The sequence below is a fragment of the Amycolatopsis sp. NBC_00348 genome (assembly GCF_036114655.1).
Taxonomy (GTDB): Bacteria; Actinomycetota; Actinomycetes; order Mycobacteriales; family Pseudonocardiaceae; genus Amycolatopsis.
Genome location: NZ_CP107994.1, coordinates 3,814,801 through 3,828,426 on the forward strand (window position 1 = coordinate 3,814,801; position 13,626 = coordinate 3,828,426).

Here is a 13,626-nt window from a genome sequence, read left to right on the forward strand (position 1 = left end):
CGAGCGCTCCGCCGTCGACCTGATCGGCGGGCACCAGACCGGCGGTTCCTGCGCTACGGCTTCACGCGGTGAACGCCGTCGCGAAGACGTGCAGCTGCTTGTTCGACGGCAGCGTCACGTACGCGACCTGCTTCGACGCCGTCAGCGGCACGGAAGCCGCGTAGAGACTCACCTTCTGGTCGTGCGGGTACGTACTTCCCGCAGGGCGGTTCCAGTACGGCGTCGTCACCACGAGCACGCAGCCGGCCACGGCCTGGTTGGCGTACCAGTCCGCGACGGTCAGCGTCGAGGTGGACGTCGTGCCGTCGGTGTAGGTCACGGTGACGGGGCCGCTCTGGGTGCCGTTCGTGCCGGTGGTCAGCAGGTTCAGCGCCGTCCCCGAGCCGGTGAGGCTGACGCTCTGGCCCGCCGTCGTGACCGTGTCCCGCTGGCCCGCCGGGACGTCCGGCCAGGTGAACGTCGCCGCGCCGCTCGTCACCGAGCCGCCGGGGTGGACGCCCACCGAGTCCAGGGCCTGGGCGGAGAAGCTGAAGCCCGCGCCGTCGAGGTTGCCCGGCGCCGGATCCGCGTCGTCGGTGACGCCGACGTCCGTGTACGCCGCCGCCAGGTTCGGGTACGCGACCTGCGTGGACGCCGTTCCCCGGACGACGCCACCGGAGTACCGGGTGGTGGCGGACAACGAGACCGGGCCGGGCGCCGCCGAAGCGCCGGCCGTCACCGCCCAGGTCGTCGGCACCGACTCCCCCGGCCGGACCGTCCGGACGACCGCCGGGGTGCGCGGGGTCGCCTTCCAGCCCGCCGGGACGGCCAGAGTCGTCACGGCGTCGTGCACGGCTTCGGTGGCGCCGTTGGTGAAGGTGGTCGTCACCGCGAGGGTCTTGCCGGGCGCCGCGATCGCGGGCGCGGCCACCTTCGTGAACCTCGGCCCGGTGGTGTGGTCGACGCGGAAACCGCCCGACAGCGGGAGGTTCCGGGACGAGTCGCCGACGCGGACGGTGTACCGGCCGACGCCGAGTTCCCACGCGTGCGCGTCGGTGCTCCAGTACGACGCGTCCTGCGCGGTCAGCTCGAACCGCACCCGTTGCGTCTGGCGCGGCTGGAGATCCACCTTCTGGAAGCCCTTGAGTTGGTTGACCGGCTCCCCGGTGGACGCCGGATCGCTCAGGTACAGCTGGGCGACCTCGGCACCGCGCCGCGCGCCCGTGTTGGTGACGTCGGCGCTGACCGAGAGCCGGCCGTTCTCGCGCAGCGTGTCGCCGTCCACCTTCAGGTTCGAGAAGCGGAAGTTCGTGTACGAGAGCCCGAAGCCGAAGGGGTACAACGGAGTCAGGTTCTTCCGGTCGTACCAGCGGTAGCCGACGTCGAGGCCCTCGGAGTACTGGACCTTGCCGTCGACACCCGGCCACTGCTCCGGCGTCGACGCGGGCACCTGGCCGAGCGACGTCGGGAACGTCACCGGCAGCTTGCCGGACGGCGCGACGTCGCCGAAGAGCAGCGACGCGATCGCGTGGCCCGCCTCCTGGCCCGGGTACCACGCCTCGAAGACGCCCTTGACCTTCGCCAGCCACGGCATCGTCACCGCGGAGCCGGTGTTGAGCACGACGACCGTGTTCGGGTTGGCCGCCGCGACGGCGTCGATCAGCTTGTTCTGGTCGGCGGGCAGGTCGATGTCTTCGAGGTCGCCGCCTTCGGACTCGTAGTCGTTGGCGTAGACGACCGCGACGTCGGACTTCGCGGCGAGCGCGGCCGCCTGACCGACGAGGTCCTCCCCCGGCGGCAGCCAGCCGAGGCTGACCGAGGCGTCGCCGCCGCCCTGGTAGTAGTCGACCTCGACCTGGACCGGCTGGCCCGCGGTGAGCGGGACCTGCGCGGTCTTGGTCTGCGCGCCGTGGTCACCCCAGTTGTCGATCACCTGCTGGCCGCCGACGAGCAGGCGGCTGCCGTCGTCGCTGGTCAGGCCGAGGGTGTAGGTGCCGGTCGCGGGCGCGGTGAGGGTGCCGGTCCACTTGGCCGAGAAGTTCGTCGCGGGCACACCCGGCGCGGGCGCCCCGCTGAAGGTGAACGCGACCTGCGGGTCGGTGCGGGTCACGACCGGCGTCCCGGACGAGTCGGTGTTCGCGTAGTAGTCCCCCTGAAGCCCGCTGCCGGTCCCCGACGGCGGCTTGAGCGCACTGCTCTCGATCGGGGGCAGCGCGCTGCCCGCGCCGAGGTTGCCCTGCGCGTACTCGACGTCGATGCCGGCGCCGGCGCGGGCCTTGATGCCGTCGAACGGCGTGACCGTGCCGGTGCCGGCGATGTGCGCGCTGCCGCCGCCGGAGCTGAGCGTGTTCTTGCCCGCGCCGTCGCCGATCACCGCGACCGAGTGCAGCTTGCGCGCGTCAAGCGGCAGCAAGCCGTCGTTCTTGAGCAGGACCGTGCCGTCTTCGGCGGCCTTCTTGGCCACCGCGAGGTGCGCGGCGGTCGACGCGGCCGCGTCGAGCGTGTCGGGCGACGGGTGGTCGAACAGCCCGAAGCGGAACTCCTCGCGCAGGATGCGGGTGACCATGTCGTCCAGCCGGGACTGCGGCACCTGTCCACTTTGGACGGCCGTCTTCAGCGTGGTGCCGAAGAAGTCCTGGCCGGGCATCTCCATGTCCATCCCGGCGTTCGCCGAGGGGGCCGCGCTGTGCGTGGCGCCCCAGTCGGACGTGATGAAGCCGTCGAAGCCGAAGTCCTGCTTCAGGATATCGTTGAGGTACGGGTTCTCGCAGGCGTAGGTGCCGTTGATCGAGGAGTACGAGCACATCGCCGACGACGGCTTGGCCTTGGCGACGACGTTCCCGAACGCGCTGGCGTAGATCTCGTGCACGGTCCGGTCGTCGATCACCGCGTTGTCGGCGGTGGTGTTGCGGTTCTCCTCCTGGTTGTAGACGGCCCAGTGCTTCACCTGCGCCATCACGCCCTGGGACTGGACGCCGTCGATGTCGGCCGCGCCCATCTGCCCGGCCAGGTACGGATCTTCGCTGTAGGACTCGAACGCGCGGCCCCAGCGCGGGTCACGCACGATGTTGATGGTCGGGCCGAGGTCGACGTCGACGCCCTTCGTCTTGTCCTCGGCGCCGATCACCGACCCGTAGGTCTTCGCCAGCCCCGCGTCGAACGACGCGGCGACGGCGGACGCGGCGGGCAGCTGGGTGGTGTTGCCCAGGTTCACCCCCAGCGGGCCGTCCTCCATCTTCAGCGACGGGATGCACAGCCGGTCGTCGCCCGCGACGCGGCCGGTGTAGCCGCCGCCAGCGGCGGTGCCGTGCACCATCGTGATCTTCTCGTCCAGGGTCATCTGTCCGAGCACCTGCGCGACCCGCTTGTCCACGGGCGCGTGGGACCCCACCCACGGGCATGCTGCGTCAAGTGGTGCGAGTGCGGCCTCCGCCGCTGCGGGGAAGGTCGTGCCGGTGATCAGCACGGCCGCGATCAGGGCTGCTCCACGCCGTATCACGGCGTCACCTCCGCGATCCTCGAGAAACTGTTCTGTGCGGCCGCGACGGCGATCCGCACCTGGGTCGTGGTCACCGGCGCCGGGAACGGAATCCACCGGTAGACGGCCGTGTTGCCGGTCACGTGGACCTGGTCGGCCCACTGCGCGCCGTCCCAGGTCTGCACGGTGAAGTCGGTCGGCACACCGTCCGGGTTGGACGCGAAGCCGACGCCGGTCAGCGTGGTCGCGGCGGGCGCCGTGACGGTGAGCGTGTCCGGGTACCGGCTGTCGGTGTCGTCGTTCCAGAAGGTCGCGAGGTCGTGGTCGATGGCGTTCGACGCCAGGTAGGTGCGGGTGGCGCCGTTGACGACGTTCGGCGCGTGCTCACTCGACGCCGACGCCGTCGTGCCGCTCGCCCAGCTGCCGAACACGGGCACGTTCACGGTCGTCTTCACCGTCTCGCCGCGTGGCGGCTTCACGGTCAGCGTCACCGGGTACAGCCCGCTCTTGACCCCGGCGGGCACGGTGATCCGCACACTACCCGGCGTCTCGGACGTGGCCGGGGTCAACGGGATCCCGGCCGGGGTGGCCGTCACGGTCCAGCCCGCGGGCACCTGCGCGCCGAGGGTCGCCTGACCGGCCACAGTGGACCGTCCCTCGACGACGACCGGGACGTCACCGCTGCCGCCCGCGGTGAGCGCGGCGGGTGCGCCCGCGGTGAGCGCGAGCCGGGTGAACGGCGTGCGCGGCGGCGTCACGGTGAACGTGTAGTCGCCCGAACCGGCGGTCAGGGTGAGCGTCTCGTCGTCGGCCCGGCCGACCGTCAGGCCGGGGTCGGCCTGGGCGGCGCGGCCGTCGGCGAAGATCGTCCGGCCGTTCTCCCGCACCGACGACTGCTTGCCGCCGAGCAGCGGCAGCCGGATCGTCGCCTTCGCGCCGACCGGAATCGTGGCGTGGTAGGTGAGGGTGCTGCCGTCACGCTGCCAAGCGCTGACCACGGTCCCCCGGACGGTCTGCTGCTGCGCCGTCACGTGGGTGAGGTTCCCGGCGACGGCGGGCGCGAGGGTGAACTCGCGCCAGCCGGGGGTGCCGGGCTGGATCCCGGCGAGCTGCTGCTGGAACCACTGGCCGATCGCGCCGCCGAGCCCGATGTGGTCCTTCGACGACGTGCCGTCCGGCGCCGAGGAGTTGTCCCACTTCTCCCAGATCGTCCCGGGGCCCTGGTTCACCATGTAGCCGAAGCTCGGGTAGTCGGTGCGCTGCGCGATCGCGAGCGCGACGTCGTTGCGCTGGTACTTGCCCAGCGCCTGGAACACCAGCGTGGTGCCGACGAAGCCGGTCGTGACGTGGTTCTGGTGCGCGGCGACGTCGGCGACCAGGCGGTCCACTGTGGACTGCTCGCGGCCGGCCGGGACGAGCCCGAACACCAGCGGCAGGGCGTAGGACAGCTGCGTCCCGGTGCCGAAGACGCCGGTGTCTGCGGAGTAGAAGCGCTTCAGGAAGCCCGTGGCGATCTGCCCGGCGAGGGCGTTGTACTTAATGGCGTCGGCCCGGTTTCCCAATGCTGCGGCCATCTTCGCGAGCAGCTGCGCGTCGAAGTAGGAGAAGCCGGTCTGGAAGTAGCCGTGCGGGGTGCTGACCGTCGAGAGCCAGTCGTCACCCCAGGACGTCGGCGGGTTGACGACGACGTGGTCGGCGTCGCTGATCGTGCCGAGGTAGTCGACCCACGCCTTGACGTGGTCGTAGTGCGTGGCGAGCAGCTGCGCGTTGCCGTACTGGGTGTAGGAGTCCCAGATGATCTGCGGGTACGCGGTGCCCCACGCCGGGTCGGTGAGCCAGTCGGTGCGGCCGTTGACCGGCGCGACCGACGGCAGGCTGCCGTCGGCGCCGGCGCTGGTGACCATGTCGCCGAGCCACTTCGTGTAGAACGCCTGCATGTCGAAGTTGGCCATCGCCTCCTGGTCGGAGTCGGCGGCGTCGCCGAGCCAGCCGTGGCGTTCCCGGGTCGGGCAGTCCATCTGGATCGACTCGAGGTTGTTCAGCTGGGTCTGCGTGACGGCGGCCTGGATCTGGTCGAGCCCCGGGTCCGAGGTGTCGAACCGGCCCGTCGCGGCGACATCGGTGTGGATCTCCTGCGCGGTCACGGTGACGGCGGCGTCGTCGGGCACGCCGGTCAGCTCGGCGTAGCGGAAACCCGCGTAGTTGAAGTGCGGCAGGTACGTCTCGGTGCCGGTGCCGCTGAACGTGTAGTGGTCGGTCTGGCGCGCCGGCTCGGAGCCGTTGAAGCTGATGTTCGCGGTCGAGACGCGGCCGGTCGCGTCGAGGATCTCGCCCTTCTTCAGCGACGCCGTCGTCCCGGCGGGCTGCGCGGCCCGCAGCGTCGCCTGGCCGGTGCGGTTCTGGCCGAAGTCGTAGACGCGCACGCCCGGCGCGGGCCGGGTTTCCTTGACCGGGTCGTGGTTCGCGACGATCCGGGTCGGCGGGGTGATGTCGGCCTGCAGCTGGGTGACGCCGCTGCTGACGACGGCGGGACTCGGGCTGTAGACGCCGATCTCGGCCAGCCGGAAGGTGCAGCTCGTGCCGACACAGGCGAGTTTCGTCGCGGTCACCCGGACGTACCGGCCGGTGACGTTCGCGGGCAGGGTGACGGCCGCGGTGCCGGGGTTGGCCTGGTCGGCGTCGGTGCGGTCGGCGACGGTCGTCGCGGTGGCGAACGCGGGGTCGTCGCTGACCTGGACCCGGTAGCGCACCGGGAAACCGGCGCCGATGACGTCACCCGAGGTGTCGTTGGTCGGGCGCGCCGGGAACAGCGTCACCGAGCCGATCTTCTGGGCCGAGCCGAGGTCGGCCTGGGCCCACTTCGTGCTGTCGGCACTGGATTCGATGGCGGAGTGGTAGCCCTCCGACGCGTCGATCGAGCCGTCGATGCCGTCGGTCGCGGCCGCCGGGGACCAGCCGCAGCAGGTCGTCGTGTCCGAGGCCGTCACCGGCTTGCCCTGCGCCAGACTTTGGCGGTGGGACGCGGGGGCGACGGCGTGCGCCGCGGGCCAAGCGCCGGCGTCGAACGCGGCGGTGTCCCAGCCCGCGATCTCCTTGCGGGCGTCGTAGGTTTCGCCGTAGTAGAAGTCGTCGCCGGTCACCGGGCCGGCGTGGGCCTTCCAGTCGGTGCCGGTGCCGAACCGCGCGGTCGAGCCGTCGGTGTAGGTGACGTCGACCTGCGCGACGAGCGCGGGTCGGCCGGTGTACTGGCCCTTGCCGGCCATGAACGCGAGCGCGTTGTGGCCGGGCTTGAGCAGCTTCGTGACGTCGAGGTCGCGGTAGAGCACGCGGGCGGCGTAGTCGGTGACGGCGGAGTCGAGCACCTGCTGGGGCTGGACGCGGGCGCCGTTGAGGTGTGGTTCGGCCACGCCCTGCGCGCCGAAGTACAGCCGGGCGCGGGCGACGGGCTTGGTGACGTCGAAGCCGCCGCGGACGAGCGCGCCGTCGTCGACCTGCAGCCACCAGGCGGACCAGTCGGCCGGCTGCAGCAGGCCGGTGTCGAAGCGGGCGGGCGCCGACCACGGCGACTGCCGGCCTTCGCTGTTCCAGGTGCGCACCGACCATTCGTAGGTGCGGTCGCTGTCCAACGCCGGCCCGGTATAGGCGACATCGACCGAGTTGCCCGAAACCACCCGGCCGGAGTCCCAGTGGGACCGCGGGCCGTCGACGCGGATCTCGTACGCCGTCTGGGTTTCCGCGCGACCGGCGTCGTTGACCGTCCACGCCAGCGTCGGGCGCGGACTGCCGGCCAGGACGTTCGCCGCCTGGCCGTCGGCCCGCAGCGCGGTCGGTGGCAGCGGGCCGCCGTGCGCCGGTTCCGCGCTCGCGGTCGTGGCGGGCACGACCGCCGCGGCGAGTGCGAGCGCGACGACGACGGCCCGTCTCTTCATCGAGGTTCCCGACCGGCGCATGAACGTCTCCTGACGCCATAAAAACGTTTCAATCAGCCGAGGGACTGTCTACAACCATCCTGGCGGCGAAACAAGAAACGGCGTCATTCCTGTCCGGATGATGTCGAAGAAGACACTCGATCAGCTCAGCGCTTCTTGTTCGCGCAGGCGATGCAGATCCGCGTCGCCGGGAGGGCGGCGAGGCGCTCTTCGGCGATCGGGCCGCCGCAGCGTTCGCAGGTCTCGTACGTGCCGGCGCGCACCCGCTCGGCGGCCCGGCCGAGGTCCGCGAGGTCGTCCTGCGCCTGCCGCAGCATCGCCTGGACCTGCGCCCGTTCGAACGCGATCGTGGCGCCTTCCGGGTCGTGCTCGTCGTCGTTGCTGGTGAACTCCGACGCCTCGACGATGCCGTCGCGCTGGCGCGCGAGCGAGGCGGCCAGCCGCTCGGTCTCGGTACGGGCCCGCGCGATCAGCTCCGTCGCGACGCGCTCATCCATGGCGGGCGACCAGCCGCTCGACGAGTCCCGCCTTGAACCGCTCCCGCCGTTCGACGACCAGCCCCAGCGCCTCGACGTCCTTCAGCGGCCGGCGCCGGAAGTGCTCGCCGGCCAGGGGCACGCTGGCCAGCTCGACCAGCCACTGCATCCCCCGCACCGGCCACACCGAACTCGCGACGTGGTCGACCAGGATCAGCCGGCCGGCGGGCCGCAGCACCCGGGCCATCTCCCCCACCGCGGCCGCGTGGTCCGGGATCGCGCAGAGGCCGAAGGTGCAGACGACGGTGTCGAAGGACGCGTCGGCGAACGGCAGTTCGTGCGCGCTGCCCTGCTTCAGCGTGATCGCGCGGCCGAGCTTCTCCGCACGGACCCGAGCGAGGTCCAGCATCCCGGCGCTGAGGTCGAGGCCGGTCAGCCGGACGCCGGCGGGGTAGTTCGGCAGGTTGAGGCCGGTCCCGACGGCGACCTCGAGCACGTCACCCGACGCCTGCCCGCACACCCACGCCCGCGAGTCGCCGAAGAGGCGGCGGTCCCAGACGTCCATCTCCGCGTCGTAGGTCGCGGACTTGCGGTCCCAGTACCGCCGCCACCGCTCCGCCTTCGTCATACCCCCAGCGAACCACGAACCCGGCGGTTCAGCCGAATGCCGCTTGGGCGAGGGGTTCCCACTCGCGCCAGGTTTCCAGGCGCTCGCGGTACTCCTCTTCGACCGCGGCGAGGGACTTGCCGAAGAACACCCGCTTCGGCGGCTTCTCGGTGTCGGCCAGTTGCAGCAGCGGCCCGCGGGTCGCCCGGGGATCGCCCAGGTCCCACTCGATCCGGCCCGCCTCGCGGACGGCGTCGTAGTCCGCGTTCGGAGCGCTGGTCCGGACGCTGGCGCCGCCGAAGTCCGTCCGGTACGGGCCGGGCTCCAGGCAGATGACGTCGATCCCGAACGCCGTCACCTCCTGCCGCAGGGACTCCGAAAGCCCTTCCACCGCCCACTTCGACGCGTGGTAGGCCCCGATGCCGGGGAACGCGCGGACGCCGCCCTCGCTGGTGACCTGGATGATCCGGCCGCGCCCCTGCCGGCGCATGACCGGCAGCGCGGCCTGCGTCAGCCAGAGCGTGCCGAAGAAGTTCGTGTCGAGCTCCGCGCGGATCTCCGCCTCGGTGAGCTCCTCGACCATGCCGAAGTGCCCGTAACCGGCGTTGTTCACCAGGACGTCCAGGGTCCCGAACTTCGCCACCGTCGCCTCGACGGCCGCGACCGCCGCCGCGCGGTCGGTGACGTCCAGCTGCAGCGGCAGCACGGCGTCGCCGAAGCGCTCGACCAGCGGGCGCAGGCTCTCGACGTCGCGCGCGGTGGCCGCGACCCGATCACCTCGCTCGAGCGCCGCTTCGGCCCATTCGCGGCCGAAGCCCTTCGACGTTCCCGTGATCAACCAGCTTTTCTTCTCAGTTTGCTGCGTCATGACGTAACAGTAGCACGGACTGCATTAATATGCCGGGTGGTAGTGTTCGGGCATGATCGCCGGAGACAGCCGCCGTGAGCGCAAGAAGGCCCTGACCCGCGCCCGCATCCAGGAAGCGGCCTTGGAGCTCTTCGCGAGCCAGGGCTACCGGGACACGACGATCGCGCAGATCGCCGCGAGCGCCGACGTCGCGACCCGCACGGTCACGCTGCACTTCCCCGCCAAGGACGACCTGCTGTTCGCCGACGACCCGTTCGACCCCGAGTCCCTCGGCCGGCACCTGCGCGAGCGGGCAGCCGGCACGCTGGAGGCGCTGCGCGACTGGATGCACGCGACCATGCGCGCCCTCGACGCGAGCGACCTCGAGCAGGAGGCCGACCCCGCGCAGGTGTGGCGCCGCCGAGCTTTGCGAGCCCGACTGCTGATGGAGGACGACGACCTGCGCGGCCGCGCCCGCGCCGGCTACCGCGACCTCGAACTCCTGGTGGCCACGGGAATCGGCGAGGACATCGGCCGGCCGCCGGACGCGCTGCTCCCCCGCCTCGCCGCCGCCACGGTCGTTACCGGCCTGCGCGAGATCTACGTGACCCGGGAAGGCCAGGCGAAGGCCCAGTCCGCGGCGAGCGAGCTGTCCGGCCTGGTCGACGAGGTGGTCGCCTTCGCCGAAGCCGGCCTCCGCAACGCCACCCGGTGATCAGCCCGCCGAAGTCCGTGAATGCCACATCGAGGGACTAAGTGTCCCTCGATGTGGCATTCACGGACTTGCCGACGGTGGCGTGACCGGCCAAGGGCCCGCGCCGGTCATCAGGCCGATCATGCCCGCGACCAGCCGCATTTGGTCCACCGTTCGGATGTCGGCCTCGACGAGCCTCGGTGAGCACACCAGGATCGCCAGCGCCTGGGCCCGCGACAGGGCGACGTTGAGGCGGTTGCGCGACAGCAGGAAGTCCAGCCCGCGCGGCAGGTCGACCGCCGACGACGACGTCATCGTGGTGATCACCACCGGCGCTTCCTGGCCCTGGAACCGGTCGACCGTGCCGACCCGGACGCCGGGGAACCCGGCTTCCTCCAAGGCCCGCGTCACCGTGCGCGCCTGCAGGTTGTACGGCGCGACGACGACGATGTCCGCGTCACCCAGCGGCCGGGGTGTCCCGTGGTCCGTCCACAAACGACCGTGCAGGCCGGCGACGATCGCCGTGACGGCCGCGGCTTCCTCCACCGAGCGGGTCGTGTTGCCGTGGTGGTCGACCTCGGCCAGGTACAGGCCCGCGTCGACGCCCTCGATGGCGCGCTCGGCGGCCGAGGGGTGGGCGTGGAGGCGCCCGGCGTAGGACAGGTTCGACACCGGCTCGCACACGGCCGGGTGCATCCGGCGGGTCTCGTCGAGGAAGTAGCCCAGCGCCGGCGGCATGATGTCGGCCTCGCCGATCAGGTGCCCCAGCGCCGACGCCTCCGCGCCCGCCGGGTGCGTGCCCTGCACGACCTGCGGCAGCTGCTGCGGATCGCCCAGCAGCAGGACGTTCCTGGCGCACATCGACACGGCGAGCGCGTCGGCGAGGGCGAACTGGCCGGCCTCGTCGATGATCAGCAGGTCGAACGGTTCCTCGCGGATCGCGGCGTTGGCGAACGTCCACGCCGTCCCGCCGACCAGGTGCCCGTTGTCGTGCTCCAGGCGCCAGTTCACCAGCGCCGGGTTGCTCTTCGGCTGGTCCCACGGCGCGGCCGGGTCCGGCGTCCGCTTCGCGCGCTTGGCGCACGGCAGCTCGGGCGCGCTCTTCATCGCCGCGCTCAGCACGTTTTCCACGGCCTTGTGGCTGTTGGACGTCACCGCGACGGTCCGCCCGGCGCGCACGAGGTGGGCGATCAGCCGTCCGGCGAGGTACGTCTTGCCCGCACCCGGCGGCCCCTGCACGGCGAGCGCCGAGCCGTCCAGCTCGTCGACGGCCTCGATCACCGTGCGGACCAGGTCGTCGCCCGGCTCCGGCAGCGCGGCGCCGCCGAGCAGCCGCGGCGGTGTCCGGCGGAGCAGGTCGACGCCGGGATGGCGTGGCAGCACCGGAAGCGCGTCGACCACCAAGCGGGCGAGATCGGCGACGGCCTCGTCCTTCGGCGAGGGCCGCACCGGGCTGCCGGGCAGGACAGCGGTCGGCCGGTCGCCGGTGGTGGCGTCGGGCGGGCAGCTCTCTTCGAGGGTCAGTTCCACGGCCGTCGCGGCGACGACCTTGGCGTCGCGGGCGGTGGCGCCGTAGCGCAGCCGGACGTCGTCGCCCGGCGCGAACGGGTGCGGCCGGTCCGGGTCGCACGTCAGCAGCAGCGTCCGCTTCGCGTTGCGGACGCGCCCGGCCGGCGGGACCCACTCCCCCGCGTCCAGCGCCACCGGCACCGCGCAGGCGGTGTCGACCTCGAGGTCGCCGAGCGGCGCGGCCAGCTGCCGGAAGTACTCCCACCACGCCGGGTTGGTCTCGCGGCGGTGGTAGCCGACCGACGCCGCCAGCAGCGCGCGGGCGCGTTCGTCGGGGGTGAAAGCGCCCGGGTCGTCGGGCAGGCCGTCGAGCAGCGGGTCGACCAGCGCGGCCAGCTGCGCGGCCCGTTCGGCGCGCCGCTCGGCGGCGACGTCCTCCTCGGTCTGGCGGATCAGCGCGTCCTCGGCGGACTCCTCGACCGGCTCCGGGAGGTCGATCCCGGCGTCGGCGCGGATCTGGTGGAGGAACTCGAACAACCGCAGCGTCGAGACGCAGTCGTACTCGGTGGTGTCGGCGATGCCGCGCAGGATCTCCCCGGCGCGTTCCGGTTCCCCGGCCAGCGCCAGGTACTCCTCGTACGCCTCGACGTCCGACACCGCGGTCTTCCCAGTGCCCTCGCGCGCGCCGGGCATGTAGAGCGCTTCGAGGTAGCGGATCGAGTAGGACCGCTGGGACACGCGCAACGCCTTGCGCACCACGGCGTGCAGGTCCACGACCGCGCCGCCGCGCAGCAGCTGGTCGACGGCTTCCTCGCGGGTGCCGTGCACCGCCGCGAGCCGCTTGATCGCGGTGACCTCGTAGGGCGCGTAGTGGTAGACGTGCGAGCCGGGGTGCTCGGCGACGCGCGCCTCGGCGAAGTCGACGAACTCCTCGAACGCCCGCTTCTCCTGGGCGCGGCTGTGCGCCCAGAACGGCGTGAACGCCTGACCGCCTTCCGTGGTGACCGCGCCGAAGAGGTACTCCAGGCCCTCGCCCGACAGCGCGTGCGGATCGCCCGCGAGGTCGAGGAAGACGTCGCCCGGCGCGGGGGCCGGCAGCTCGGCCAGCACCCCGGGCTCGACGATCTCGTAGGAGACGTCGCCGGTCTTGTCCTGCCGGACCTGCAGCGCGGCCTGGGCGCGCAGGGCCGCGAACGCCGTGACGGACAGGTCGCGCGGCCGGTCGGCCGGCCCGGCCGCGGCCAGCGCGTCGATCGAGCCGAGCCCGGCGGCGACGAGCTTGCGGCGCTGGTCGCCGCGCATCCCGGCGACGAGCGAGAGGTCGCGGTCGGCCTCCCGGGCCGACGTGCAGTGCTGGGCGAACCCGCAGCTCGCGCAGGCCGGGCGGTCGTCGGCCCACAGCTGCGCGGGCAGGCTCGGCGCGCGGCCGCGCAGCCGGGTCCGCAGGCGGCCGACCAGGGGGCGGAAGTCGTCGACGCGCAGGGTGCGGGTGCCGCCGTCGGCCTGGCGCAGGTGCAGGTGGGGCCCGGCAGGCCGGCCGGCCCGGGTCAGCGCGTCCGCGACCGCCGTCAGCTGCACCACCGCGGCGGGCTTCGCCTGGCGGGCCGGCTTCGCGTCGTAGACCTCGTAGCGGCCTTCGCCGTCCTGGACCAGGAAGTCCGCGCGACCCGAGAACTCACCGTCGTGCAGGACGGCCCGGTGGATCACCGGGGCGCCGTCCCGCAACGCCGCTTCCGTCGCCTTCGCGGCGGCGGCCAGGTCGCGGACGTCGATCTCGACCACCGCGCGGCCTTCGGCGCGGAACCCGGCGAGCATGGTCTCCGCCGCACTGCTGCCCTGTTCGTCGGGTGTCGGACCGGGCCGTGGCGCGCCCGGCAGGCCCGCGGCCAGCGCCTGGTTCAGGACGCTGCGGTGTTCGCATTCGAGCAGGTCGGCGAGATCGGCTGGGGTGTACATCGCCGCGAAGTCTGACACGGCGATACACCCGGTCGGACCACACCGGCCCCGACACGCCGACCCCGGGGCCGCGCATTCCGGTGACGAATGGCCTCGACGCGGTCGGAAACGTGGCCGCCGGGGTATTCCTGTTCGGCCGAGGTGTCCGCGC

Annotated in this window: 7 protein-coding genes; 1 reads left to right on the forward strand and 6 read right to left on the reverse strand. The window is 72.4% G+C overall.

The window, feature by feature from the left end; all coding sequences use genetic code 11:
- Positions 1 to 61 precede the first annotated feature (61 nt).
- The 5 genes from OHS58_RS16350 to OHS58_RS16370 form a co-directional block, all read right to left on the reverse strand.
- Positions 62 to 3,370, reverse strand: coding sequence for a glycoside hydrolase family 3 C-terminal domain-containing protein (locus OHS58_RS16350; RefSeq protein WP_328648846.1), 3,309 nt, complete (start codon positions 3,368 to 3,370; stop codon positions 62 to 64).
- A gap of 104 nt (positions 3,371 to 3,474) precedes the next feature.
- On the reverse strand, positions 3,475 to 7,386 hold the full coding sequence (locus tag OHS58_RS16355; protein WP_328648847.1) for a family 78 glycoside hydrolase catalytic domain: 3,912 nt from the start codon (positions 7,384 to 7,386) through the stop codon (positions 3,475 to 3,477).
- Positions 7,387 to 7,532: 146 nt separating this feature from the next.
- Positions 7,533 to 7,883: a TraR/DksA C4-type zinc finger protein gene (locus OHS58_RS16360; RefSeq protein WP_328648848.1), complete on the reverse strand. Its 351-nt coding sequence runs from the start codon at positions 7,881 to 7,883 to the stop codon at positions 7,533 to 7,535.
- Positions 7,876 to 8,490: a class I SAM-dependent methyltransferase gene (locus OHS58_RS16365; protein WP_328648849.1), complete on the reverse strand. Its 615-nt coding sequence runs from the start codon at positions 8,488 to 8,490 to the stop codon at positions 7,876 to 7,878. The genes OHS58_RS16360 and OHS58_RS16365 overlap by 8 nt, the downstream gene beginning before the upstream one ends.
- Positions 8,491 to 8,518: 28 nt before the next feature.
- On the reverse strand, positions 8,519 to 9,337 hold the full coding sequence (locus tag OHS58_RS16370; RefSeq protein WP_328648850.1) for an SDR family NAD(P)-dependent oxidoreductase: 819 nt from the start codon (positions 9,335 to 9,337) through the stop codon (positions 8,519 to 8,521).
- Positions 9,338 to 9,389: 52 nt separating this feature from the next.
- Between OHS58_RS16370 and OHS58_RS16375 the strand changes: the two genes are divergently transcribed.
- Entirely contained in the window at positions 9,390 to 10,031 is a 642-nt protein-coding gene (locus tag OHS58_RS16375) for a TetR/AcrR family transcriptional regulator (RefSeq protein ID WP_328648851.1), read from the forward strand.
- Positions 10,032 to 10,091: 60 nt separating this feature from the next.
- Here OHS58_RS16375 and OHS58_RS16380 read toward each other — a convergent pair whose 3' ends face one another.
- On the reverse strand, positions 10,092 to 13,475 hold the full coding sequence (locus OHS58_RS16380; RefSeq protein ID WP_328649820.1) for a TM0106 family RecB-like putative nuclease: 3,384 nt from the start codon (positions 13,473 to 13,475) through the stop codon (positions 10,092 to 10,094).
- Between the last annotated feature and the right edge of the window lie 151 nt (positions 13,476 to 13,626).